The organism is Pseudobdellovibrionaceae bacterium, assembly GCA_023898385.1.
Lineage (GTDB): Bacteria > Bdellovibrionota > Bdellovibrionia > Bdellovibrionales > UBA1609.
The window spans coordinates 2,946,371-2,971,080 of sequence record CP060220.1 but is presented as its reverse complement, the minus strand read 5'-3'; the positions used below and the strand labels follow the sequence as shown (position 1 = coordinate 2,971,080).

The 24,710-nt window shown below is 46.6% G+C and carries 23 protein-coding genes; 11 read left to right on the top strand and 12 right to left on the bottom strand.

The features are described from left to right. Positions 1-10: 10 nt before the first annotated feature. The 5 genes from H6626_13685 to maf all read right to left on the bottom strand — a co-directional run bounded on the left by H6626_13685 (position 11) and on the right by maf (position 3,152). Complete coding sequence (locus tag H6626_13685; protein USN47221.1) at positions 11-313, bottom strand: YggU family protein; 303 nt, start codon at positions 311-313, stop codon at positions 11-13. Position 314: 1 nt separating this feature from the next. Continuing rightward, positions 315-884, bottom strand: a complete 570-nt coding sequence (locus tag H6626_13680) for a DivIVA domain-containing protein (protein USN47220.1) — start codon at positions 882-884, stop codon at positions 315-317. A 110-nt stretch (positions 885-994) separates the two neighbouring features. Continuing rightward, entirely contained in the window at positions 995-1,834 is an 840-nt protein-coding gene (locus H6626_13675; GenBank protein ID USN47219.1) for a pyrroline-5-carboxylate reductase, read from the bottom strand. A gap of 30 nt (positions 1,835-1,864) precedes the next feature. Then, complete coding sequence (locus H6626_13670; protein ID USN47218.1) at positions 1,865-2,572, bottom strand: YggS family pyridoxal phosphate-dependent enzyme; 708 nt, start codon at positions 2,570-2,572, stop codon at positions 1,865-1,867. After that, positions 2,556-3,152, bottom strand: a complete 597-nt coding sequence (maf, locus tag H6626_13665) for a septum formation protein Maf (GenBank protein USN47217.1) — start codon at positions 3,150-3,152, stop codon at positions 2,556-2,558. Before maf ends, H6626_13670 begins: the two co-directional genes overlap by 17 nt. A 29-nt stretch (positions 3,153-3,181) precedes the next feature. Here maf and H6626_13660 point away from each other — a divergent pair, with 29 nt between their 5' ends. The 6 genes from H6626_13660 to H6626_13635 are packed head-to-tail and all read left to right on the top strand — an operon-like array spanning position 3,182 to position 9,661. Continuing rightward, complete coding sequence (locus tag H6626_13660) at positions 3,182-4,090, top strand: type II secretion system F family protein (GenBank protein ID USN47216.1); 909 nt, start codon at positions 3,182-3,184, stop codon at positions 4,088-4,090. Next, positions 4,087-4,431 (top strand): DUF192 domain-containing protein, encoded by a 345-nt coding sequence (locus tag H6626_13655; GenBank protein USN47215.1) that lies wholly within the window; start codon positions 4,087-4,089, stop codon positions 4,429-4,431. Before H6626_13660 ends, H6626_13655 begins: the two co-directional genes overlap by 4 nt. Then, positions 4,418-6,073 carry an FHA domain-containing protein gene (locus H6626_13650; GenBank protein ID USN47214.1) on the top strand — a complete coding sequence of 552 codons (1,656 nt, stop codon included), beginning with the start codon at positions 4,418-4,420 and terminating at the stop codon, positions 6,071-6,073. The genes H6626_13655 and H6626_13650 overlap by 14 nt, the downstream gene beginning before the upstream one ends. Further along, positions 6,070-7,035, top strand: coding sequence for an FHA domain-containing protein (locus H6626_13645; protein USN47213.1), 966 nt, complete (start codon positions 6,070-6,072; stop codon positions 7,033-7,035). Before H6626_13650 ends, H6626_13645 begins: the two co-directional genes overlap by 4 nt. Beyond that, positions 7,035-8,981, top strand: a complete 1,947-nt coding sequence (locus H6626_13640) for an FHA domain-containing protein (protein USN47212.1) — start codon at positions 7,035-7,037, stop codon at positions 8,979-8,981. Before H6626_13645 ends, H6626_13640 begins: the two co-directional genes overlap by 1 nt. Next, complete coding sequence (locus H6626_13635) at positions 8,981-9,661, top strand: hypothetical protein (protein USN47211.1); 681 nt, start codon at positions 8,981-8,983, stop codon at positions 9,659-9,661. The genes H6626_13640 and H6626_13635 overlap by 1 nt, the downstream gene beginning before the upstream one ends. Here the strand turns inward: H6626_13635 and H6626_13630 are convergent. Next, positions 9,658-11,499 (bottom strand): sulfatase-like hydrolase/transferase, encoded by a 1,842-nt coding sequence (locus H6626_13630; protein USN47210.1) that lies wholly within the window; start codon positions 11,497-11,499, stop codon positions 9,658-9,660. The two genes, H6626_13635 and H6626_13630, sit on opposite strands and share 4 nt — an antisense overlap. Before the next feature lie 118 nt (positions 11,500-11,617). Here H6626_13630 and H6626_13625 point away from each other — a divergent pair, with 118 nt between their 5' ends. Both H6626_13625 and H6626_13620 read left to right on the top strand, forming a co-directional pair. Further along, positions 11,618-12,247, top strand: a complete 630-nt coding sequence (locus H6626_13625; protein ID USN47209.1) for a MotA/TolQ/ExbB proton channel family protein — start codon at positions 11,618-11,620, stop codon at positions 12,245-12,247. Beyond that, a complete protein-coding gene (locus H6626_13620; protein USN47208.1) occupies positions 12,248-12,655 on the top strand; it encodes a biopolymer transporter ExbD in 408 nt (135 codons plus the stop codon). It abuts the gene before it with no gap. Here the strand turns inward: H6626_13620 and lipB are convergent. From lipB to lipA, 4 genes are read right to left on the bottom strand one after another with little or no spacing between them, the layout of a single operon-like run. After that, on the bottom strand, positions 12,611-13,279 hold the full coding sequence (gene lipB / locus H6626_13615; GenBank protein USN47207.1) for a lipoyl(octanoyl) transferase LipB: 669 nt from the start codon (positions 13,277-13,279) through the stop codon (positions 12,611-12,613). The two genes, H6626_13620 and lipB, sit on opposite strands and share 45 nt — an antisense overlap. Continuing rightward, positions 13,266-14,720: a dihydrolipoyl dehydrogenase gene (gene lpdA, locus H6626_13610; protein ID USN47206.1), complete on the bottom strand. Its 1,455-nt coding sequence runs from the start codon at positions 14,718-14,720 to the stop codon at positions 13,266-13,268. The genes lipB and lpdA overlap by 14 nt, the downstream gene beginning before the upstream one ends. Positions 14,721-14,740: 20 nt before the next feature. Continuing rightward, a complete protein-coding gene (locus H6626_13605) occupies positions 14,741-16,027 on the bottom strand; it encodes a 2-oxo acid dehydrogenase subunit E2 (protein ID USN47205.1) in 1,287 nt (428 codons plus the stop codon). Next, positions 16,027-16,935: a lipoyl synthase gene (gene lipA / locus H6626_13600; protein USN47204.1), complete on the bottom strand. Its 909-nt coding sequence runs from the start codon at positions 16,933-16,935 to the stop codon at positions 16,027-16,029. Before lipA ends, H6626_13605 begins: the two co-directional genes overlap by 1 nt. A gap of 219 nt (positions 16,936-17,154) precedes the next feature. Between lipA and sfsA the strand changes: the two genes are divergently transcribed. The 3 genes from sfsA (at position 17,155) to H6626_13585 (ending at position 22,681) form a co-directional block, all read left to right on the top strand. Then, positions 17,155-17,904 (top strand): DNA/RNA nuclease SfsA, encoded by a 750-nt coding sequence (sfsA, locus tag H6626_13595; protein ID USN47203.1) that lies wholly within the window; start codon positions 17,155-17,157, stop codon positions 17,902-17,904. Between the two features lie 400 nt (positions 17,905-18,304). After that, positions 18,305-21,055 (top strand): hypothetical protein, encoded by a 2,751-nt coding sequence (locus H6626_13590; GenBank protein USN47202.1) that lies wholly within the window; start codon positions 18,305-18,307, stop codon positions 21,053-21,055. A gap of 15 nt (positions 21,056-21,070) precedes the next feature. Further along, complete coding sequence (locus H6626_13585; GenBank protein USN47201.1) at positions 21,071-22,681, top strand: hypothetical protein; 1,611 nt, start codon at positions 21,071-21,073, stop codon at positions 22,679-22,681. 26 nt (positions 22,682-22,707) lie between these two features. On the opposite strand, the gene H6626_13580 is transcribed toward H6626_13585, so the two are convergent. Together H6626_13580 and H6626_13575 are read right to left on the bottom strand one after the other, a co-directional pair. Then, a complete protein-coding gene (locus H6626_13580; GenBank protein ID USN47200.1) occupies positions 22,708-23,847 on the bottom strand; it encodes an ATP-binding protein in 1,140 nt (379 codons plus the stop codon). 212 nt (positions 23,848-24,059) lie between these two features. Further along, a complete protein-coding gene (locus H6626_13575) occupies positions 24,060-24,701 on the bottom strand; it encodes a thioredoxin domain-containing protein (GenBank protein ID USN49044.1) in 642 nt (213 codons plus the stop codon). Between the last annotated feature and the right edge of the window lie 9 nt (positions 24,702-24,710).

Here is a 24,710-nt window from a genome sequence, read left to right as displayed (position 1 = left end):
CCACCGCATCTCAACCCATCAAAGTCATCAATACAGACCTTACCTCGTCTTCTGATGCCCCGGAAATCACAACCAATTTCTTGCGGCTTGTTTGGCCCTGAGAAATAGTGATTTGTTTTTTTACTAGTTTCAATTGCTTTGATAGAAAGTCGATTAGAGCCTCATTGGCCTTGCCGTCAACTGGTGGTGAACTGATTCGCACCTTCAGGCGATCATCATGTAAGCCAGCAAAGGCTGACTTCGAGGCGCCCGGCTGAACGTAGAGGGCCAGGTAAACAAGGCCCTCTTTTTGCCAAATGTATTTCGAATTCAATCTATGCGCTCGGCGGATTGACCAGATTTTTCTTTACGGCATCAGAGACACTGGCAGTGATAGCCCGCTCTTCGTCTACAAATGCTTTTTGTTGAATGCCCTGAGGTATTTCTGGATTCGGCATTATTTGATGCCCTTGGTCCAACATGGTTTCATGAGACTGAATTAATGCGCGCAAGTTGTTTTCAAACTGCAGACGAACTTTCTTCAGATGAGAAACCTCTTCATAAATGCTTTTCAACGAGTCCCGAGCATCCCGAACTATCACATCAGCTTGTTGCTTGGCATCGTTTAAGATCAACCTGGCTTCACGATCAGCGTCGGCCTGCATTTTTTCTGACATTTTTGTCGCTGTGGTGATCGTGCTCTTTAGAAGCTCATCTCGCTCTTTGTACTCAATGATATTGAGCTCTTTTTCACGCAGTGTTTCGCGAAGAGAGTTTCGATCACGAATGAGCCCTTCCATTTCATCAGCCACAGCTCGCAAGAAATCCATCACTTCTTCAGGGTCAAATCCCATCATTTTGCGATCAAAAGTTTTATGAGCAATATCTATTGGAGCGATCTTCATCTTTCCCCCTTAAAATTCGACACCCTGTCTACCAATGATAGGTTAAAGAATTTACCAAAGCGAATCAATAAGTTACTGACTGAAAGCGGCTGCCTTTTGAAGTTTAGAAACTAGACCGAAGTCTTGCCCAAGTCACGATCGCGCAGCACCGCTTTTTCAAAACTATAGCGAAGTGCACGCTCCACCTCAAGCTCTCGCATGGATTCAAGGCCCGCAGCGGTTACACCTTTTTTTGATACCACCTGGCGTTGCAGCTCCGAAATTTCAGTGCTTGATTTGTCCTTAGCCAATGCTGCCGCTCCATTAAAGGTATCCACCGTCAATTGGCGCGCCACCTCTGGCTCAAACCCATGCTCTTCAAGCCATTCTTGCCAATACACCATAAGCTCGAAAACAAATCCCACACCACTGCTACATGCTACAGTGAGCGCCTCAAAAGCCTCTCCCTCGGAAACTTTCACCACATATCCCAAAGGACATAACAATGACTCCATAAATGTGGATAAATGATCCATCCCATCAGGCAAACAATATCCAACAACTCCCTTACCTAACCGCACAGGAGTATTGGGGATTACTCGAACAATTTTTTTTACCTGAGGAAGCATTTTTTTTAAGGCCGACAAGGATATTCCAGCGGCAAAGCTGACCACTGTGTGCGCTTCTGTAAAGTCAGAGGCCATGGGCTCTATAGCGCTGTATAAATCTTGCGGCTTCATGCCCAGAAAAATCACATCGCATTCAGCAACCAACTCTTCATTGTTCTCAAAAGAATGAATACCAAACTCAGCAGCCGCCTTTTGAAGTTTGCGACTCGTTCTATTGGTGGCCCACACCTGATCGCTTCGTACTGATTTCGACTCGATTAGGGCTTTGATAACTGATCGCCCCAAATTACCCACACCAATAAAACCCAGTTTTCTGCCGCGCAATAATGAGTTTTCAGTCATAGAATTCACCTTGTTTTTATTGGCCAAAATTTATGGGTAACTTCTCGCACCCACTAATACAGTTCCTAATCTTACAATTGTCGCCCCTTCTTTGATAGCCCAAACGTAATCATGAGAGGTTCCCATTGATAATTCTGAGAGTTGGGGACCATTTTTTGGCGACAAACCATATTCAGCAGATAATTTATCTCGCAATTTTGCCAATGTCGAAAAATAGGACCGAGCCTCTGTCTCTATTTCCGAAAGAGGCGGCATAGTCATTAGGCCTCGTGGCTCAAGGCCAGGAGTTTCAAGAATTAATCCCATAAGATCAGAGGCCTCGCCCAGGCTGACACCTGATTTGCTGGCCTCGTCACCCACATTCACTTGCATGAGAATCGGCTGTATCACCTGAGATTGTTGGGCTAACGCGCCCATTTTTTTAACTACTTTTTCACGATCAACAGTGTGAATTAAATGAAATCGCCCCCACAATTGACTGATTTTTTTACTTTGTAGGGAACCAATAAAATGCCAACGAATCGGCAAATCGGCCAAGTGGTTTTGCTTTTCTAAAACTTCTTGAACGTAATTTTCTCCAATATCCAAAAGACCAGCAGCTACCACATCCTGAACCACTTGAATGGGTTTTGTTTTTGTCACAGCCATTATCGTGACCGATTGATTGGAACCACCTGTCGATAGGATGGCTTGATCTATTTTTTCTTGAATAATTTTAAGATTACTTGCGACCGACATCCCAGTTGTTTTCCTTAAACAGAGTCTCTATGTATTCCATCGGTAAACCCACAACATTTGACCATGACCCTTCGAAAGTTTTCACAAAACGACGGCCTTCACCTTGAATTCCGTAAGCTCCGGCCTTGTCCATGGGCTCACCGCTGGCAATATACTTTGAAATCTCATCATCTTCCAGTGCCCTAAACTCCACTTTGGTCGTGACGGCACTCTCAAAATAGACCTCGCTGTCGAAGGCATAGACACACACTCCTGTTATTACGCTATGCGTTTGTCCAGACAAAAGCCCAAGATAGTATTGAGCTTCAGAAATATTTTTTGGCTTTCCCAAGACACGACCAGAAATGGCCACTAGGGTGTCCGCTGCCAACACCAAAATCTTTTGATTTTTCAAAGCGTTATTTGAATTAACCCAGGCTTCACATTTTCGCCGGGCCAGCATCTGGGCCATGGTCGTGGGATTTATGTTTACGTCAATGTTTTCCGATACTTCTAGTGATGAAACATGAATTAAAAACCCAGCTTGTTCGAGTAATTGTCTCCGCCGAGGCGATTGTGATGCGAGGATGAGTTTATACATACACTGGTTAGAACACACCAAAGGGTAAAATGTTAAGTTTTGATTTAATAATATTGTTATCAGGTCTCGGCTTTGCAGCACTCAGTGTGTATTTGTTTGCGCACGCCGTACTTTCTAACAATGCCGACTCCGATGCTCTGGCCTGGGCTTCGGGAGACGAACCCTCAGCTTCGAGTTCGCCTGTCATAAACTTTTCGCGGCCCCTTGTCCACAACTTCACTTTGCAACACGCTAGACGAGTTAAAAGCACCAACTACCGAAAAAACGTCGAACAGAAAATTCTGACTGCCGGGCTTTCAGGTGAACTCAACGTCGATGAGTTTATCGGCCTACAAATTCTTTGGGGCGTGATGTTTCCCGTATTGCTAGCCATTCTCAATTTTGCCCTCCAATTGGGATATCCCTATTTGGTAGTTATGATGATTGGCGGGTTGGGCGCTTACTTTCCCCACCTCTACGCTAACCAAATGCGCAAATCTCGATACACCGCAGTTATTGTAGACTTGCCCTTTTTCATTGATCTACTGGCGCTGTCCACTGAAGCGGGTCTTGATTTTATCGGCGCCATACAACGAATTGTAGAAAAAGCCGAAAACAGTGTGCTTGCCAATGAACTGAGAATTGTCATCAAAGATATCAGCCTTGGTAGCTCCAGAGCCGATGCACTGAGAGCTCTTGCCGACCGCCTCGATATTGCAGAAATCACAAGCCTTTCTTCTGTCATTATCGATGCCGATCAAACAGGTACCAGTTTAGCAAAGGTTTTAAAAGACCAGGCCATCCAAATGCGGCTGGAGAGATTTGTGCGGGCAGAAAAAGCAGGCGCTCGAGCTTCGCAGATGATTCTTGTCCCCATGATGGTATTTATTATTCCTGCCGTGTTTATCATGGTGTTTGCGCCGGTGATTATTCAGTTTTTCTATGGGGGTGCCTCATGAAACTGATAAACCAAACGAGAAACAACACCATTTGTGAGAATGTGATTGAAGCAACATCTCTATTTGACCGGGCTCGTGGCCTTTTGGGGTATCAAAGCCTCACGAGTGATAGCACCATGTGGATTGCAAAATGCAACAGCATCCACACCTGGTTTATGAAATTTCCGATTGACGTGGTATTCGTCGATCGTGGTCTTGTGGTTAAAAAAGTAATAACAAACTTAAGACCCTGGCGAATCACGTTCCCCGTTTGGAGTGCTGACTCTGTGTTTGAGTTCAATGCCGGGATCGCAAAAAATCAAAACATTCAACCTGGAGATCAATTGTATGTGGGTCGTTAGAATACTAACTGGCCCACTCTCGGGCCAATCACTGCCACTGAAACCAGGAGCGAACATTCTTGGGCGCTCTGAAGGCACAGATGTGCAAATTGCAAGCGCCGGCGTGTCTAAAAAACATGCCCGAATTGATATTGGCAAAGAGGCCATCACTATCACTGATTTAGGCTCGTCCAATGGGACTTTTGTCAACGGCGTGAAGATAAAGACAGCCACCTTGTCGCAAGGTGATAAGGTGAGCGTTCATGATGTGCTTTTTGAAGTGCAACCTGCCACAGCCACACAAATTCACCAACTGCAGATTTATCAACCCCAACAACAGGCTCACGGAAACTACCAACAACAACAGCATCAACACCATCATCATGTTTCCCATGCAAATATGGCCGCCTTTGACGGAAACGCCGCCCACGCCTATGATCCCTATTCGGCACCCCAAGAAGAGATGCAACCCTCTTCAGCCAAGGCAAAGAAAGTCGAAGGAATCGCTGATTTGATCAAGCAATACATGGACGACGTGGTGTTACCGGGAGTTTACAAACTCCCTGAGTGGCTCGAGTTTCGTTGGGTTCTTGGTTTATTTGTTTTTGCATTCGTTGCCACGGTGACTTCGCTGTCATCTATCCCTTTGGTGAAAATTCTTAAAGATAGCGTTGAATCAGAAAGTCAAAGTAATGCTCTGACCATCGCCAAATACTTGGCCGAGGTCAATCAACCCGCCATTGCCCAAGGTATTACCTCTTCTGTCACTGTATCAGGATTTGATCGACAAAAAGGTGTTCAACAGGCTTTAGTCATAGATATCGACGGACAAATACTGGCTCCCGCCCATCTTGCGTCTCAACACCCCGATGAGCCTTGGATATTTGAGGCTCGAACGAAAGACGAGGCTTCAGTCATCAATATTGATGACACCAAAATTGTCGCCGTAGCACCAATTAAAAACATTAAACCAGAAACAGGCACGTTAAGTGTCGATGCGTGGGCGATCATCATCTATAATATGGGTGAGTTGGCGATAAACAATCATCGAACGCTCAGCTTACTCGTTCAAACATTCTTTATTGCATTGGTCATTGGCTCGGTGTTGTTCTTTTTTCTCTACAAGGTCATCGAGTATCCCATTATTTCGATGAATCAACAAATCGATCGCGGTCTACAGGGTGAGCGCACTAATGTGCACGTGGACTATGACTTCCCTCCGCTCAACAAACTGGCATCAAATATCACAAGTGCCCTGTCGCGGATGAGTGTAGACTCCAATGATCATCAGCATAAGATTGAGTATGATCGAAGCCAAGAAATGCACAACTTAGTGCAACTGGTCGGATTTCCAACTATTGCAATATCGGCGGTTAATAACACCATTGACGTGGTAAACTCTGATTTTGCCGATCGAATAGGCCAGAGCGAAGCCCAACTTCTTCACTCACCAGTGAGCCAACTCACTGATCAGGCCCTAAAATTAAGCATAGAAGATTTAATAGATCGATCCCGACAGACACCAGATCAAATGATTAGCAATGAAATTGAATTTAGCGGCAACAATTTCGAGATTGTTTGCCAATCTATCTATGGTCTTGAAAACGTAGCCTATTACCTTATTATACTGTTACCAGCCATACATGGGGAGGAGGTCATATGAACACCTTTCCTACTCCTAAACCTCAACTTGAATTTGTGGTGACCATACTAAATGGCCCCGACAAGGGTGCTACCTATAAATTGATATCTGAAAAGATCTCTATTGGCCGAGACGAAGAAAATGACATTGTTATTCCGAAAGATCCAAAATGCAGCCGGCACCATGCCAAAATTGTATTTTCGCCTACAGAAATTAAAGTGTTTAATCTCAATAAAAAGAACTCCACTCTTGTTAATGGCAAAGCCAAAGCCGTACAACCGTTGACGGATGGCTCCATCATCACTGTTGGCATCACAAAGTTAAAATTCTCCGTAAACTCCGTGGGCAGTCTTCCCACCGCAGCGCCAAAAGCAAATCCTCCAATGGGACTGGCCCAACCCGGTGCAAATCCGTCTCAAAAGCGGTCAAGACAAAATAAGAACAACGGCAAGAGAAATTTCTACCTGCTCCTTGGAGCCCTTATTGTCTTGGCTGTTGCGATTTCACAACTGGGTGTCGATAAAAACTCAAAGTCTGGCCCCACTCTCGTTACACCTGAAGTGATTGAAAAAGAAATTCAGGACCAGTTGGCCGAAAATCAAAAACTTTTAGATGAACAAAAAGCTAGTGGACGCAAAACAAACCCTTATAAAAATGCCCAATCGCATTTTATCAAAGGATTCAGAGATTACGAAAAAGGCCAATTTGAACGGGCCATTGAATCCTTCGGCACTTGCTTGTCGTTGGCCCCAAATCATCCGCTTTGCACACGCTATAGTAAGCTGGCTCGGGTTAAGCTTGATAAGCTTATTCAATATCATTTGACCTTAGGTTCAAAAAGACTTGAGCAAAATCAGTATCGCGCCTGTATGTCGGCTTTCCAAAACGTCAAGACATTGGTTCGTGACCCCAATGATATACGATACAAAGAAGCCACCATTAAATATGAGCGATGCGCGGCGGCGCTGGAGGGACAATACTAATGAGTCGCATATTGGTCTCAAAACATGGTATGGAAGTTGGCCAACTCCAGTTGGTTGATGGACAGGAGTACCTTGTTGGTCGAGGCGACACATGTGACTTTGTTCTAGAAAGCTACAAAGGTCTATCAAGACAACATCTAAAATTTTATCAAGGCGACGACGGCACATGGGCCGTGCAGTTGGTTTCTCGATACGGTGGTCTTCTTTTTGACGGAAACCCTGTGGAGCAAATTAATCTCGATGCTGATACCACTTTTGTAGTGTCTCCCTATGAATTCAAGTTTGAGCTAATCGACATGCCCAGTGCTGTGTCTGAAGTGTCTGCTCCAATGGACCAATCAGACTTCAACACAAACCCATCGATGATGACTCGTGAACCTAGTTTTGACTCTGCAGCAGATACACCGCCGCCAGATGTTTTTGAAGATACCATTGCCGGAGTCCGAACCGAGGTGGCCTATTTACGTGTAAAAACCACTTCATCTGAAGTGGAAGAGATTTTCAGACTTGATGGCGAGTCTTGGATTGCCGGCCGCGATGAGTCCTGTGAAATATGCCTCAATCATCTTAACATCAGTCGTCAACATTTTGAAATCTACTACGAAGACAGCCAATATTTCATCAAAGACCTTGGCAGCTCCAACGGAACTATTGTCAATGGGAAAGCTGTCTCTTCCGACGCCCCCGTTAAACTCGAGAGTAATGATATTATTTCTATAAAAAATATCATGATCACGTTCGAAATTCGCAATCCGCGATTTGACAATATGTTGCAAACCATTCCACAGGAGATGATGCAATTTGAACAACAAATGCCTGGGTCACAGCCACTCCCTGCCGCAGTGAGAATGCCTCCGGGTGGAGACTACGGACTGACCCCATCGCTGCCGGCCAAAATGTCGCGAAATACGATGATTCGAATCGGTCTGGGCGCGTTGGCCGTTATCATTGTTGTTGTGGGTCTTATGGATGACGAAAAACCAAGCGGCGAGAAAGACGGCGGGTCCGAGAAGCCCAAACTCACCGAACAGCAGATTGCTGAGGTGAAGCATCTCCTTAACCTTGCCCAATCAAGTTATGAAAGTCAGTCTTTTGCTCTCTGCGTGAGTAACCTGGATCGCCTGCATGAGATATCGGGCTCTTATCTCAATTCGAGAGACCTTCTAAAAACTTGCCAGCAGGCGATTCTCATTCAGAGTGAACAGGAAGAAATCGCCCGACAACAAGAGCTGCAACTTCAACAACAACAAAGACTTCAAACTGTTATTCAAGGCTGCTCAAGTCGCATGCAAAGCTTTAACGATGTGGCGGAGTTCGACTCATGTGTTTTGGAAGTGACATCACTGGACCCTGAGAATGCTGAGGTGGCGCGGTTACGACAAGAACTTGAACAAAAGTTCAGCCAGATTGAGGCTTCAAAACAAAACCAACTCCATCGATCTCGGCTAAAACAACAGGGTATTTCTGTATTTAACAAAGCCAAAGGTTACGAACAAAATAAAGACTACAAAAAAGCCATTGCCACTTTCAACCAATATTTGACGGCGCAATACCCCGACCAGGGCCCGCGAGAAAATGAAGCTCGCCGGAGCCTCGCCAGCGTGGAGCGAGAGTTTGAAACTCTTGTTAAACAAGCTATCCACGACTGCCGAGCCCTGATAGATGAAAAGAAATTCAAGGAGGCTTACTTTTCTTGCGTCAAAGCCCAGGAAGTGGATCGAAACAACCCGGACATTGAAAACCTAAAAACAAAGGCCAACAACGAACTCAACAAGCACCTTCGCGTGCTTTACCAAGATGCATCCCTTGAAGAAAGTATGGGGCACATTGAAAAGGCCAAAGTTTTATACAATCAAATTTTGGACCAGTCGATTCCGTCTAAAGACATTCGCAGCTTTCACCAAAGAGCCAAAACTAAACTTCGGCGAATCAACGGAGACACCTGATGAGCCTGTCTGAGCGCAGTTACAACACCCAGATTTACAGGCCAAAGCCAGAGATTCACCATGAATCCGATGGTCAATTGACTGTCATTGCCACACCTTGGGGGCCACGCGCGGCTGCAAAAAAAGCAAGCCAAGTGATTGTTGATCAATTTTTGTCCTCGCGAGAGGATCGTGAAAGCACTTCCCCGTTTGCTCGATTGACTTGTTTGTCCTCTTTTGCCAATGACTTGCGAGCCTCAGTGTATCTGGCTAACGACACCCTCTACAACGAAGACAACAAAAGTGAATACAGTGCCGGTGTGGAGCTCCTGGCCATTGCCAAAGTTGAAAACGAGGTCACACTCGTTCAGTCTGGCCATCCTATGGTTCTCCTACAGAGAGCGGATCAGCCTCTTTGTCTTTTGGGAAGCCAAGTTGATTTTGCGGCTCAGTTTAGTACTCACAAAAAGCCGATGCCGCCCCTACCCGGCCAACTCCTAGGCCTATCGTCTACCTCTAACCTGTTCATTCACAGTTTAAGGTATCAACCCGGCGACAAGTTGATTCTTGTTAGTCAGAGCTTCTTGCCCGGCTCGTTGTTCAGTCTAAAGAGCGATCAGTTTAATTTAGATGACATGGCCAATCATCTTATTCAAACTCAACCCGATCATCCCTTTTGGTTGGGTTTATTGGAATATTAAAACTCTCCGAACCTACGCTCGGCAATGACCCTTTGCTTTTTTGCATTTGGCAGTGTGAGATAAAAATCCGTTCGAGAGGGCCACTCATTGTCCAAAACTCGCACATCCCATATGTTGCCATTAAAATTATTTGCCATTTGTATTTCACGCGAAATGGCCTGCTGGCCATATTGCCGCAAAAAATCCTCTTGGGCCGCCAACTCCGCCGGCTTACCCTCAGCAAATACCCATTTTAAAAGGGCCACAAATAATTGATCATCACATCCCTCAGACGGGCGGTGAGATGTCGGTAGTTCTTTCGAGTTAAAAAGTTGGTCACATTTATCATTAAGGCGAGGTCGCTTAAGCTTTTGATGAAATCTTCCCACGTATTTCCAAAGTGATTGGTTATAGATCTTTCCAACGTCCTCCAGATACTCCCAATCTTCGCTCTCCAACGCCACCCATGCCAACCAATGGGCCATTTCGGCATCGTCTGGCCACTGTTTGAGATGAGCCAACCAGTCGTGCTTTGCTTCTTGTTGATTAGCTCGGGGTCCAAAAATGGACCTAGCAAATTTATCTTTCACAAGAGTTTTGCTGTCTAAATTCGCCCATGGTGAAAATCCCAGATCAGTGAACAACTGCTGCGATTCTCCATTAACCTTTGACCACATAGGATCTGAAGGTTTCATTGGATGAATCTCGTAAGGATCTATGAGAGTGTTGTAGAGTTTTGTTTCGTTGTCGTGAATATACAAATAGTGACCCATACGCAGAGCTAAACGTGGCTCTGAATCAAAACGCCACGCTGACCAAGACGATTCAATAAGAATGGGTCGATCAACAGGCCAAATCTGTTGCGGCTTCTGCAAGGCTGGCAATAAAGAGATCACTTTAAACTTTTCAGTCTGCTGTGTTTCACTAGGAACTGCACCGACGATGTCATAGAGTGTGGCGCCCACGTCGGCTAAACTAACGTTGGTGTCCACCTTCCAATGTATACCTGCATCTCGGCGTTTGCGAGCCGGCTTAAAAAGAAGGGCCACTTGTGTATTCTGTCCGGATAGGTTGACAGCCACGGTGTCGTCTTTTCTTCGTTGCTCCAAATACCCATTCAGGCCGGCCAGTACAACGTAGGTGTTGTCCCAGCGATTTCGCTTTTTTAGCGCCGACACCAGATCACCCAGCGACTCATCCACTTCGGCCAATTGGCTTGCAAAAGTTTTGCTTCGTAACTCCCCTGAATCCGTTCGAGTTGCTGAATTTACAAACTGAAGATCAGGCAAAAACACGATAGAAAAAAACGGACGGTACCCTACCCGATGATCAAGCCACCAAAGTAGATGGGCCATGGTTTTCTCTGCGGGTTGATAGATGGCTCCAACCTCTGGGACGAACAGATCATCGAACACTTCAAAACCTTGTGCGACTCCAGATTTTTTCCAAATTGGGGGCCCCCCAGAGAACAGAGCTGTGTGATAACCCTCGCGGACGGCCTCTTCTTGCACGGTCTTTGTCGCTGCAGATAAAAACTGTGAGCCATTATGCCAGACGCCGTGTGAAAGTGGATATTTCCCGGTGAGCAACGATATCAAAGCTGGCTGTGCCAATGTGGAAGGGGTGAAGGCGTGCGAGAATCGCACCGAATCTTGACACATTTCTTCAAACCCGGAGGTCACATTGTAGTCTGCCCCCGCGGATTGACAGGTTAGCTGATTCGCACCCAAAGAATCTACGGCTATCACCAATACAGATGGCTTATCAGATACAGTCATCTCGCAAGCCATGAGTGACAAAACAGCCCAAAGGACCGCTAACGCTGACCAGCAATATTGGGCCACTCTTTTGCCTTTCATAGTACCTCTCCGATGCTGACGACTATCTTAACTTGACCTAAGGTTTTTACACCAGGGATAATTCTTGAATACGCTTGATCATTTTAATTTGAGGTCCGGCTGATGAGGAGTTGCTGATATGTTAACAGACAAGTTTTTTGTCATTGCTGAATTGGGCCACGACGCCACGTTATGGCTATTATTGCTTTTAAGCGTTATGAGCATTGCTTCCATTTTTGAAAGATTCATGTCGCTGCGACCATTAAAAAGCCGTAGCAAAAAAATCGCTGAACTGATGCAAGATGCCATTCGCAGCAACAGCCTAAAAGATATCAAAGACATGAGTAAAGATCGCGATTCTGTCGAAGGACGAGCCCTCGCCTACGGCCTTCGCCACCTAGAAGACAACGGTGTGCCTGGACTAGAAGAAGTGTTTGACTCCTACGCCTTAACTGAGCGACCTCGCCTTGAACGATATCTTAACTTTTTGGCCACTGTGGGCGCAAATGCCCCGTTTATCGGACTATTGGGCACGGTGTTCGGGATTATGGACGCATTTCGTGAGCTGGCATCAAGCCAAGGCGATGCCACGCTAGTTATGGTAGGGATTTCGAAAGCTCTTGTAGCGACCGCTGTGGGTCTACTTGTGGCCATCCCAGCAGTGATTTCATATAACTATTTTCAACGTGAAGTGCGGGGCATTTTTCAAAACCTGGAAAGTGCAAAGTCACTTTGCTTGGCTTATGCAAAAACCCTGAAGGGAGCATAAATGGGAGCCAAAATTGGTGGTGATCAAGATGCCCCAATAGCTGAGATCAATATCGTTCCGTTTGTAGATATTATTTTAGTTGTGCTCATTATTTTTATGGTCACAACGCCATTTATCGTTAAACCAAGTATCAATATTAACCTACCAAAAGCAGCCAGTGGCGAAGACACAACGCCATCATCGATGAACATCACGGTGGCAAAAGATGGGTCCGTACTCCTTAACGGCCGAGCGGCAAGCGATGATGAAATTACAGCCTTTAGCAAAAAATCATTGGCCGACAATCCAACCACGCAGGCCATTATTTCTGCCGATCAAGATGTGCCACACGGACGGGTTGTTCAATTGATCGATATTGTAAAATCAGCGGGCATCACCAAATTTGCCATTTCCATCGACAAAAAATAGTTGATCCTCCCCAACCCGAGCCAAGGCATCGAGCCACTTTGTCTCGAAATCTGGCACTTCCACTGGTAAATGCGTCATCACATCTGTGCCGAACCCACAGGGTTTAATCCCAGTAAAGGCCAAGGGATCTTCTCTTAGGTTTATGGCTATACCGTGATAGGTCACCCATTTTTTTACGGCTATTCCGATGGATGCTACCTTTTTGTTATCTATCCAAACTCCAGTGAGGAGAAGTTTTCGACCTTGGCCATCAAAGCTTTCAGTGGTTCGAATCTCTGACTGAATAGAATACGCTGCCAGAGCCTCAATGGTCGTTTTTTCTAATACTCGTAGATAAGAATGCAAATCTCGTTTTTTTAAATAGATGATAGGGTAAATCACCAATTGATTGGGCCCATGATAAGTGGCTCGGCCACCCCGACTGGTTTTTACGACGTTACCGGTCCAACCACATAGATCGTCAGAGGTAGCACCTCTTCCCAATGTGACGACCGGTGGATGACTACAAAATACCACCGTATCTTTAATTTCATCGCGAGCGCGTTGATCCACCAGGGCCAATTGTTGCTTGTACGCCAGCGAATAATCTATCTCGCCCCAGTCCAATCGACTAAGCGTTGGCACTGGGCCCTTGGCTTTTTCGTGCAGATAACGGCTTTTGAATGATATGAATGGCGTGCCCTAAGGTGGCCTCAGCCGCTTCCATCATGGTTTCACCCAATGTGGGATGAGGATGAATCGAAAGTGCCAGATCTTCTAGTGTGGCGCCCATTTCAATAGCCAATACAGCCTCGCTGATCAGATTGCTCGCTTCTGGACCCACAATATGCACACCTAAAACCACGTTATTTTGAGCATTAGCGATGATTTTTACAAAACCATCGGTCTCCATCATCGATACAGCCCGCCCGTTTGCCGCAAACGGAAACTTGCCAACCTTTAAGTCCGTATAACCCTTGGCTTTGCACTCTTCTTCTGTCCAGCCGGCTGAGGCAATTTCTGGATCAGTAAATATCACTGCCGGGACTGTTTTTGCGTCATACACACGGTTCTTACCAGCAATAACTTCTGCCACAAGAATCCCTTCGTGACTGGCTTTATGCGCCAACATGGGCTGGCCGGCAATGTCACCAATAGCAAAAATATGAGGGATATTCGTACGGCATTGAGGATTTACTTTTGCAAAGCCTCGTTCATCAACGGCCAAACCTATGCCCTTTAAATTCATCTGATCTGAATTTGGTTTTCGACCCACCATCAATAATATTTTGTCGGCTTTTAGATTTTGCTCTTTACCCTTAACTTCAGCCACAACTTCTAATCGGCCACCTGATTTTTTATATCCTTTGGCGCGGGCTTCAAGCTGCACATCCACCCCATTTTTCTTTAACCGGCGTGCAATCACCTGCACACAGTCTTTGTCCACCAATCCGCTTAACAGCTGGGCACCGGCTTCAAGCACTGTCACTTTTGTACCGAGTTTTGCCAAGTATGTGCCGATCTCAAGACCTATGTAGCCACCACCAATGACGACAACCTCTTTTGGCAATGAATCCATCGCCAGCGCGCCTGTAGACGAGAGCACATCTTTTTCATCGATGGCAAAGCCAGGGATTTCAATGGGGCGAGATCCCGTAGCTACAATATAGTTTTTTGCTTTGATTGATTGAGTGCCAGAACTGGATTTAACCTCTAGTTCACTGCTTGATTTAAATGAGGCTTCACCTCTAACCACCTCAACCTTGTTGCCCTTCAACAGTTGCTCAACGCCACCGGACATCCGGTCACACACTGATTGCTTCCAGGCTACAAGTTTTTTCATGTTCAACTTGATATCGCCGCCAATTTCAAAACCCATCTCCTTGGCATCATGCTGGGCTCGATGCATAAAGTGCGAAGCTGTAATCATGGCCTTTGAGGGGATGCATCCCACATTCAAACAAACCCCACCCAAAGCCTCTCGTTCAATGACCACCGTGTTTAGCCCCTCTTGTGCTGCACGAATCGCCGCCACATAACCGCCGGGTCCTGAACCAATCACACACACATCGAAAGTTTTACTCACAACGCCATCTCCTTAAAAAATTAAATCATATCCAACAGCAGTCGACTGGGATTTTCCACTCGATCAATAAAGGCTTTTAGAAAGTTTGCCGCAACGGCCCCGTCAATCAGACGGTGATCACATGTGGCGGTAAAATTCATCACCTTTGCAGCTTTAAACTTGCCGTCTTTAAAAACTGGTTTATCAGTCATCTTGTACATACCAAGAATAGCCACTTCGGGATGATTGATAATTGGCGTAGCATAGGTGCCACCAACGCTGCCGATATTTGTAATGGTAATTGTTGCACCCTTCATATCTTCAAGGCCAATTTTACCTGCCCGCGCTTTTGAAGCGAGATCGTTAATTTCTTGGCTTAACTGAAGAATGGTTTTTTGGTCGGCATCTTTCACAACCGGAACAAGCAGGCCGTTTGGTGTGTCAGCCGCAAATCCAATGTTAAAATATTTTTTATAAACAACTTCTTGTGAGGCATCATCAATGCTGGCGTTGAACATGGGGAACTCGCGAAGAGTGGCAATCAACGCCTTCATCACAAAAGGCAAATAGGTCACTTTCACACCCATGCTATCGCCTGCAGCCTTTGATTGATTGCGAACACGCACCAGCTCAGTGACATTGGCTTCATCCATGATTGTAAAGTGAGGCACAATTTGTTTGGTCATTTGCATTTGTTCAGCAATTTTTCGACGAATACCGCGCAGGGGTACTCTTTCCTCAGCTGCACCAACAGGTCCTCTGTAGGCCTGAGGCGAAGGCATTGGCATAGAGGGGCGACTGGCCATAGTGGCTCCAGCCCCTTGCGTACTTGCGGCCTTCAATACGTCATCGCGGGTCACACGCCCTGCTAATCCTGTGCCTGGCAATGTGTTTAAATCAACAGTCAATTCACGGGCCAAGCGCCGTGTACCCGGAGTGGCCAATACATGACTTGCCGCCACTGGCGGATGCACATCCATCGCACCGACAGCGACCACGGGCTGAGGCATCGCCGCGGGCGCTGGAGCTGGTGAAGCCGGTGCTTCCACAGCGGACTTTGCCTTAGGTGCCGAAGCCGTGGCTCCAGCAGTGGCATCGAGGATCAACATGGTTGTTTCCACGGGCACCACATCACCCTCGCTGACTTTCAATTCTTTCACAACTCCGGCAATGGGAGATGGGACTTCCACTGTGGCTTTGTCAGTCATCACCTCTGCAATGGGTTGATCGGCCTCCACTGTGTCTCCTACAGCGACCAGCCACTGAACCATTTCGCCTTCTGTAACTCCCTCGCCAATTTCTGGTAACTTAACTTCCTGAGTTGCCATTATTCACCCCGACTTTGTTGTTTTCTTTTTTCAATTACACCTTTAATAAAAAACTCACCCGCTCGATAAGAGCTTCGAACCAAAGGGCCGCTGGCCACATAAAGAAATCCCATGCCCTCAGCCACACGCTGCCAATATTTAAATTCATCAGGAGTATAAAACTTTTCCACTTTAAGTTTTAGTTTAGTTGGCTGTAAGTATTGTCCAAAGGTCACCACGTCGCAGCCCACATTTCGCAAGTCTTGCAAAGCGGCCATGATTTCGTCTTCGGTCTCACCTAGACCCAACATCAAAGAGGTTTTTGTAAATCGAGTGGGGTCTTTTTCTTTGACACACTCGAGAACCCGAAGCGACTGACTGTATCCCGCCCGTGGGTCTCGCACCCGCTTTTGCAGTCGCTCAACAGTTTCTACGTTGTGAGCAAACACATCCGGCTGCGCATCCACAATTCGCCCAATAAAGGCTTCGTTGCCCTTAAAATCCGGAGTCAAAACCTCAACCAACATCGAAGGATTATTGGCCTTGATCACTTCCACGGTGCGAGCAAAATGATCTGCACCCTCATCAGGGAGGTCATCTCGATCGACGCTGGTGAGCACGACGTAATCTAAGGACATTTGCGAAATGGCATAGCCCACTTTCTGCGGCTCGTCAGGATCAATGGCGCCCTTTGGATTTCCGGTCTTCACAGAGCAAAACCGACAACCCCGTGTACAGACCTCGCCCATCAGCATAAAGGTGGCGGTACCGCCGCCCCAGCACTCACCCATGTTCGGGCAGCGGGCTTCTTGACAAACCGTTGCCAGATTCAAAGATTTAAGAAGATCTTTTATGTTTAGATAATTTTCGCCAGCTGGGGCCTTCACCTTCAGCCACTGTGGTTTGGCGCGCAATGCCTGAGCCTGCATAGCCACACTCCTTTAATTTTAGCCGTCAATGTGTTGTAGTCAGCTCTGTGAAAATTGTCTATAGATGGTAGCCGAAAGAGTCATAAAAGACGGTAAGAAAATGTCCCCCTTTCGTTATCGCGAAACGGCGTGTCATGGGTGGCCACTGATTTTGCAAAAACCAGGTGGTCCCGTCTCAACTTTCGCTCATTTTTCAGCATTTTTTCGAGGAGCGCTGACATGAAATTCGAAGATCCGATAAATGACGGTCTTTTTCTCAAACGCTATAAACGGTTTTTTGCAGACATCCAACAAGGCTCAGAGGTGCTCACCGCCCACGTCCCCAATACCGGTAGCATGAAGGGACTTTTAGAATCTCATGTGCCCTGTCGCTACACCACTAATGATGATCCTAAAAGAAAGCTCAAGTACACCCTTCAAATGTTAAAAACAAAAAATTCGTGGGTGGGCGTGAACACCCATTTGTCGAATCAGTTGGTCTGGGAAGCCTGGGCTGAAAAGCGCATACCCCATTGGCAGGCCTTTACTCACGCACAAAAAGAAGTGAAGCTACACGCTAAAACCCGCATAGACATGGTTTTATGGAACAACCTGGAGTCTCCGGATGTGCCAGAAAAAATCACCACCGAAGATTTTTCTTCAGGTAAGTTTCATTTTGTAGAAATCAAGAATGTCACTTTGGCCAAGGGCTCACAGGCCCAGTTTCCCGACGCGGTCACCACAAGAGGTCAAAAGCATTTGGAAGAATTAATGGCTGTTATTGAGCAAGGACACACGGCAGAAATTGTGTTTACTGTTCAGCGCACAGACTGCACTTCTTTTTCACCAGCAGATGATATCGATCCCCGTTACGGAGAACTTTTAAGACTAGACCGAGATAGCGGTCTTTTAATCTCAGCCTATGCTGTGGAATTTCAGGGAGACGGCATTCGATTGAATACTCATTCTCCCCTGCCGTGTGAGTTTTGAATTTCAAATAAATTTTTATTTAAACCGCTTAAATATTACTTTTGCTGTAAGATTAACCAAATAATTTCAATTGGTTACGAAAACTATCGAGCCATAAACTAGGCGAAAAATATCACTTCAATTCCATTCATAGTTGCAATGGACTTTTGCGTGCCCGTACAGGTCCCCAAACACCACAACATTAGCCTTAGATCCAGGCCCAAGAGAAATCCTCAATGGGCAACTAAACGGATGCCTCCGCGATTGCTCGGCCTACGGCGGCCCTCCGACCCTTTTTTCCATCTCATATTGAAACGTTTTATCCAAAAAAAGCTATCCTTAGGTAATAAACTTTTCTCATTTTTGCCGATAAGAACATTGGTACTCAGATCACCGAAAAACCCGTTTATTTGGAGAGACAATGATTCGTGCCACTGCACTCAAGCATGCGATCGTATTTTTTGCCCTGTTTAGTCTTAACATATCTACAGGATGCCGACTGGGGGACAATCGAATTCACGGGCAGATCGCAAGCCCCTCAAACCCATCTCCGCCAACGACGCCCACTCCAGATAACTACCAAGGCGATGACCCCACATTGTTTGGCTCAGGCACCGAAGCTGATCCTTATATTATTGTTACGGCCGGTCAGCTGGCAGCCATTGGATACGCTGAGACTCTTTGGGATAAGCATTTTCGTCTCGGAAAAGACATCAGCCTCATCGATTATGATGAGACTAACTACCGGCCCATTGGCGAATATGCTGGCACGGCATTCACCGGAAGTCTTGACGGTGACAACTATTCCATTAGCCATTTAAATCTCACTGTGGATGGACCTTCAGGTGTGGGAATTTTTGGGCATATCGAAATTGCAACCGTCAAAGACCTTAGGCTTTCAAATATAACCATCGACGCTGGAAGCTCAGACTATGTAGGTGCCTTGGCCGGAAAAGGAGATTTTAACACCTTCGATAATATTCGAGCCACTAACGTTGTTATCAGTGGCAATGGCGACAATTATGGGATCCTTGCGGGACAAACCAGCGGATACATCTTAGGCAGCCGCGCTGAGGCGAGCTCTGTCGCCAACGGCGGGGCCAACACCGGGGGTATTGTCGGTAACTTTTCAGGTGGCGCATGCAGCTCGGGCAAATCCTACATGTCCATTGTCGACACTCAATCAGATGTGGGAGTTGCCGGGGGGGATTATGTTGGAGGCATTGTGGGTTATATGGGTACAAGTGGGTGCACCGAAAGAATGTTTATCTATCATGCGACATCTTTAGGCCCCGTAACCGGAAATCAATATGTGGGTGGAATAGGCGGCGGTATAGGCGGAACTACAATCGCCTTTTCAAAGTCGTTTGGAAATATTTCGGGCGCCAACTGGGTGGGCGGCATTGCCGGCACGCTCTCAAGGCCGGGAGCTATTGAAACCATCGTCAACTCGCATTCCACAGGCAATATTGTCGGCCAGAGCTACGTGGGTGGGATTGTTGGACGAGGGGACGGTTTTATTCAAAACGCTTCTTCTACGGGAGATGTGGAAGGCGTAACTCGAGTTGGGGGCATTGGTGGCGATCTCAGTCTAGATACCATGTCATATTGCTACGCCACAGGGCGAATCACTGCCTCTGGCGGCACGGCCGGTGGTCTCGTGGGCTATGACTTTAGCTTTGATATCTATGATAGCTACTTTGCTGGCGAGACCGATTTCAGCGGTGCCGACATTGGCGGCCTTGTCGGCGGCAAGTTTTCAACCCACTCTGTTACGCGCTCGTTCTGGGATGCCGAAAAATCAGGCCAAAGTGAAATGTGTGGCTACGGTGGGTGCAACAACACTTTTGGCAAAACCACAGCTGAAATGAAAACGCTCTCCACTTTCAACAGCGCCTACCCGAGCAATTGGACTTTTTCAAACCTAACTAACGCCGCCCAGGCCATTTGGTATTTGCCTCCAGGCGAATACCCTCGATTTAGTTGGCAAGATACTTCCCCTTTTGCCGGCGGTGATGGCAGCTATTTAAATCCCTATCAAATTGCAACTGCAGACCAATTCAATATGGTGGGCCTCAATCCCTACTACAATGGAGCTAACTTTATTGTTGTCGGCGATATTGACTTCAGCACACTGAGCGAGACGTTTCGGCCCTGGTCTAACTTTAAAGGACGAATTGATGGCGATGGACATACTCTTTCAAATCTTGTTTACACAGCGCCCACAGGTGATGCCGCCCTCCTCACCCACACATCAAGCATTATGGTGCCACGGGGGTATCCTGAAGCTTCAAACTTGAACATTGATAGCTTTCAATTAACCAGCTCCGTCGGTGACGCCGCTGCCTTGTCTACTAATGTGCCTCTGGTGGCGCGAAACATCCAAATCACCAATTCTACGATTAACGCCTGGGATGCCGCCGGTGGCCTTTGCGTTTACTGTTCAATCATTGAAGACAGCGATGTAACAGCATCCACTGTCGATGGCACCTATAAGGTGGGCGGCCTGGCCAGTGAGGCGGAGATCGTTCGGACAAGTTCCAGCAATGCCACTGTCACAGGAATCAATTACGTCGGCGGGCTTATTGGGCAGACCCAAGCAAATGTCACTGGTAAAATGATTGTTGAAAAGTCATTTGCATCTGGCGATGTAACTGGGTTCGACCATATTGGCGGGCTCGTCGGACTTGCAAGTGCTGCCATGGCGGTCGACCCTACAATCGATCAAAGTTACGCGACGGGCTCTGTTGAAGCACAAACCACAAAAGCCGGAGGACTCATTGGCACGACCAGTGGAGCAGGGCTAAATATTGAAAACTCCTACGCCTCGGGCGATGTCACAAGTGATGATTACGCTGGGGGTCTCATTGGTTCTGTGCAAGCCACGCTGAATCTAAGCAACAATCTCGCCCTGGGTATTGTCACAGGCATGGGCAACAAAGGGGGACTCATTGGCACGACCAATGGACAAACTATCAGTTATCACCAAAATTACTGGAACAAAGAGAGTAATCCCAGCCTACTTGACACTAGCGAGGGAGATACCGGTGACACCAGTTACGTCTTTGGCACGAATCAAACTGACCTCAGGCAGAAAAATACATTTATTGACTGGGATTTTATAAATATTTGGCAAATCGTTGACGGCATAACCTACCCGACACTCAGGTAGCCTAGGAAGGTCTTTATGAACGATTTTTTCTATCCATTTTTGGCTTTTTTCTTGCGACGCCTTGTCTCGCCGTGGTTGACCCAGGCATTGTGGCCTTTGGCTCTGGTTGGTGTGATCTTTTCTGCCGGATGTCAGTTGGCTGACAACGAGATCCGGGGGCAAATCAATGATACAGCTTCGACTCTACCGCCGGATGATCCTGCTCCCCCTCCACCCGCGTGCGATGCAACCCTCTTGAACGCCTTTGGCGGCGGCGATGGCAGTTCTGGCGAACCCTTTAGAGTTTGTAGTCTTAATCATTGGGCCCATTTTGCCGCCACGAATTCCAGTTGGGATAAATTTATCCGCCTAGAATCCGACTTGGACTTTACATCTATTGACTATGCTAACTTTCATAAAATTGGCACGGGCGGGACGCCATTCACAGGGCACTTTGATGGCAACAACAAAAAGATTCGCAATATCGCTGTGGATGCTGGCAGTGACAACGTAGCCGTTTTTATGGAAACAGGCTCTAACGCCACTTTTCAAAACATCTTCTTAGAGAACATTCATCTAACATCCACTGGCGGCATTTCTACCCTGATAAGAACCCATAAGTCTGGCGGCACACTAACACTCAATAATGTTCACTTAAGCGCAGCCACCTTTTCAACAAAAGGGAGTGGGATCATCCATGAAAGCCTTGGCCCCGTGGACATTAGCAATGTGAGTGTCACCGATGTCTCCATACCGATTGGCTCTCTCACTGGTGGTGTCATAGGCTTCCTCGGCAACAGTGGCACATTCACAAATATCGATGTCATCAATTTAAGTCGAACCAATATCGTTGATATTTTCTCCAACATGGGTGGCGTTGTCGGGGCGGCCGGTGGTGTCGCAACGTTCAACTTCCAATTCACAAATATTAATGTCACTGGCCTTTCTATCGTGGGATCTGCCAATTCCGGAGTGGGCGGCATACTCGGTCGTTTTAGCTCATCCTATATGGCGTCAGTCAACATCAACCAAGCCCAGGTATCGGGCGCGATTAACGGCATGATGGTTGGCGGCCTCGTCGGCGAAGCTGATGTCGATACAATAAACATTACAGATTCCAGCTTTAACGGCACTCTTGATGGTGGCTCAGGCACTTGTGGCGGACTTGTCGGGAGTATCTATGCGAATTCGGGCTTAGTCACCCAATCCTTTGCCACGGGATCCGCCACCGTATGGAGCGGGATAGGTGGCGGATTGATCGGCGGCACCAGTATCAGCGGTGGTCTTACTTTAAGTAACAGCTATAGCTCAAGTAGCGTGAACTCCACCCACGCCTCCAGTGGCGTCGTTGGAGGCCTCGTTGGATCCGGTGGAGGCACTGGCACTATTGATGTTATTAATAGCTACTTCGCCGGCACGGCCACCGGCAACAATCGATTGGGGTGCGTGGCCGGTGTGGCTTCAGCCACCTTAACTCTCAGCGATGTTTACTATGACTCTAGCACTTGCGACAAAAACACTGTGGACTCAGCCCCCTACGCGGGCGGCACCGGGCAACCCACGGCCAATATGCAAACAGCCACACCCTTCCCCAATTGGAACACTGGCGTGTGGAACTTCCTCAGCGGCAGCTATCCGCAACTATGAAAAAGAAAACCACATTGAGTACCTATTTAATAGCCAAGGGTTCGGAATCCACTAGATAGACTCTTAATTGGCACTCCTTCTAATTCATAATCTTCCGATCCGAGATAAATCACCATGGGCAAGTGAGTCTTTCCGTAAAATGATGCAAAGCTCTTTAATCCGGTTAGATCGCTTTTTCCCACGTTTTTTGAAGCCTTAACTTCAACTGCAAATACTTGATCTTCACGTTCAATGACAAAATCTACCTCAGCTCCAGCTTCGGTCCTGTAAACACTTGTTCGTATGACATGATCATGGGCTTTGGCAGATGAAAGCAGCAGCTGTAAAAAAAGATGTTCAAAAAGTAAAACTTTTCGATCAGACGACACACCAAAATTGTTTAGGCTTCCGTTCAATGCTCCCAAATCAAAAAAATAAAACCGGGGGTGTTGGGTTAAACGAGTAGTCTTACTTTTTGAGAACGGTTCAATTCTGTAAAAAATAAGAGTATCCACCAGAACATCAAAATAGCGTCTTGCGGAGCTTCTGTCGATCATGGCTTTCGAAGCAAACTTAGCGTAGTCTAGAAATCCGCCACTAAGCGCTGAAGTCACCTGAAAAAATCGAGAAAATCCTTCAAGGTTTTTCGTCAATGCTTCAGATTGAACTTCTTCTGTCAGATAAGTGGCACTATAAGTGCGCAGTATCTTGTGAGCCAGTTGCCGGCCTTCTTCCCAGTAGAGCCCGGGCAGCAAACCCACCTCTAGTGCTTTTTCAATTTCAAAGTCATCACCCAGTTCTTGATGGGTCAACGGTCCTAGCTCATAAGTGACGATTCGTCCAGGCAGAAGATTTGCCTTCCCACGCTTGAGTTTTCTGGCACTAGAGCCAGTCAGAAAAAACTGAACACCGGGAGTTTCATCTATTAAATACTGTACAGTGTTTAACAGTGACGGAATTCGTTGTACCTCATCCACAAAAATGGTCTTTCTCCCCGCTACCATGCTCTTAATGAGTGACGGATCCGATAGATGACGTAAAAACTGTTGCTGATCCGCGAGATTGATTTCTATTTCTGGTCGGAGCTGCTTAATGAGAGTGGATTTTCCAGTTTGTCTGGGACCAAGCAGCAAGATCGATTTCTTTAAGTCCTTAATTTTATTAAATAATAATCTTTTCGTCATCATGTAGCCATTTCACGGCGTAAAATGGCTACTAGTCAACCTTTGCTAAAAAGCGAGGTGGTTGTTCTGGTCTAAGTTAATAGAATGTCAAACCAACGACATCAATGTGATTGCCCTGGTTTACCATTAGGATTTTCAGGGAGACGGCATTCGATTGAATACTCATTCTCCCCTGCTTTTCGATTTTTGATGTTCCGAAAAACTGAAGTCGACCGTTATTTATTTAAGTGACGATCGATAATCGTTTCGAAATGCTCTTGTGGGTAGGCACCATTCACAGCCACACCGTTCACAAGAAACCCTGGTGTTCCGCGAAATCCAAACTTTTGGGCTTCTTCGAAGTCGGCCTTTAAGATTTTGTTCACGGTTTCTGAACTCATATCTTTTAACACCTGTTTAAGATCAGCTCCGACCTCTTTCGCCACTTGTTTAAGATAGTCTTCACCCTCGTCATGGATTTTTTTCTGATTTTCGTAAAGTGTGTCGTGGAACTTTTCAGCCTTAGCTGGGTCTTGCATTCCAATGGCTTCGTAATATCGAGCGGCGGGCTCTGCTAAAGACTTAAATGGTAAGTGTTTGTAAACGATGCGGACCTTCTCGCCGTACTTTTCTTGCAAACCCTTCATTGTGTCATGGGCCTTTGAACAGTACGGGCATTGAAAGTCAGAGTATTCAACAATCGTAACTGGAGCATTTTTGTTGCCAAAAATCACCCGATTGTCTTGGATCTCAGGGGTTTTCGGGCTCTTGAACTCTTCTTCCAGCTGATCGTCTTGAGCTTTTTTCTGAGCCAATTCTTGTGCTTGATAAAGCGTATCCATAAATTTCTTTGGATGCTTTTTAATGGTTTCAAGCAAAACCTCAGG

Excerpts from the sequence above, each read along its gene's own strand:
- H6626_13680 (USN47220.1), bottom strand. The coding sequence starts at position 884 with ATGAAGATCGCTCCAATAGATATTGCTCATAAAACTTTTGATCGCAAA.
- H6626_13675 (USN47219.1), bottom strand. The coding sequence starts at position 1,834 with ATGACTGAAAACTCATTATTGCGCGGCAGAAAACTGGGTTTTATTGGT.
- H6626_13670 (USN47218.1), bottom strand. The coding sequence starts at position 2,572 with ATGTCGGTCGCAAGTAATCTTAAAATTATTCAAGAAAAAATAGATCAA.
- maf (USN47217.1), bottom strand. The coding sequence starts at position 3,152 with ATGTATAAACTCATCCTCGCATCACAATCGCCTCGGCGGAGACAATTA.
- H6626_13660 (USN47216.1), top strand. The coding sequence starts at position 3,182 with ATGTTAAGTTTTGATTTAATAATATTGTTATCAGGTCTCGGCTTTGCA.
- H6626_13655 (USN47215.1), top strand. The coding sequence starts at position 4,087 with ATGAAACTGATAAACCAAACGAGAAACAACACCATTTGTGAGAATGTG.
- H6626_13650 (USN47214.1), top strand. The coding sequence starts at position 4,418 with ATGTGGGTCGTTAGAATACTAACTGGCCCACTCTCGGGCCAATCACTG.
- H6626_13645 (USN47213.1), top strand. The coding sequence starts at position 6,070 with ATGAACACCTTTCCTACTCCTAAACCTCAACTTGAATTTGTGGTGACC.
- H6626_13640 (USN47212.1), top strand. The coding sequence starts at position 7,035 with ATGAGTCGCATATTGGTCTCAAAACATGGTATGGAAGTTGGCCAACTC.
- H6626_13635 (USN47211.1), top strand. The coding sequence starts at position 8,981 with ATGAGCCTGTCTGAGCGCAGTTACAACACCCAGATTTACAGGCCAAAG.
- H6626_13630 (USN47210.1), bottom strand. The coding sequence starts at position 11,499 with ATGAAAGGCAAAAGAGTGGCCCAATATTGCTGGTCAGCGTTAGCGGTC.
- H6626_13625 (USN47209.1), top strand. The coding sequence starts at position 11,618 with ATGTTAACAGACAAGTTTTTTGTCATTGCTGAATTGGGCCACGACGCC.
- H6626_13620 (USN47208.1), top strand. The coding sequence starts at position 12,248 with ATGGGAGCCAAAATTGGTGGTGATCAAGATGCCCCAATAGCTGAGATC.
- H6626_13605 (USN47205.1), bottom strand. The coding sequence starts at position 16,027 with ATGGCAACTCAGGAAGTTAAGTTACCAGAAATTGGCGAGGGAGTTACA.
- lipA (USN47204.1), bottom strand. The coding sequence starts at position 16,935 with ATGCAGGCTCAGGCATTGCGCGCCAAACCACAGTGGCTGAAGGTGAAG.
- sfsA (USN47203.1), top strand. The coding sequence starts at position 17,155 with ATGAAATTCGAAGATCCGATAAATGACGGTCTTTTTCTCAAACGCTAT.
- H6626_13590 (USN47202.1), top strand. The coding sequence starts at position 18,305 with ATGATTCGTGCCACTGCACTCAAGCATGCGATCGTATTTTTTGCCCTG.
- H6626_13585 (USN47201.1), top strand. The coding sequence starts at position 21,071 with ATGAACGATTTTTTCTATCCATTTTTGGCTTTTTTCTTGCGACGCCTT.
- H6626_13580 (USN47200.1), bottom strand. The coding sequence starts at position 23,847 with ATGATGACGAAAAGATTATTATTTAATAAAATTAAGGACTTAAAGAAA.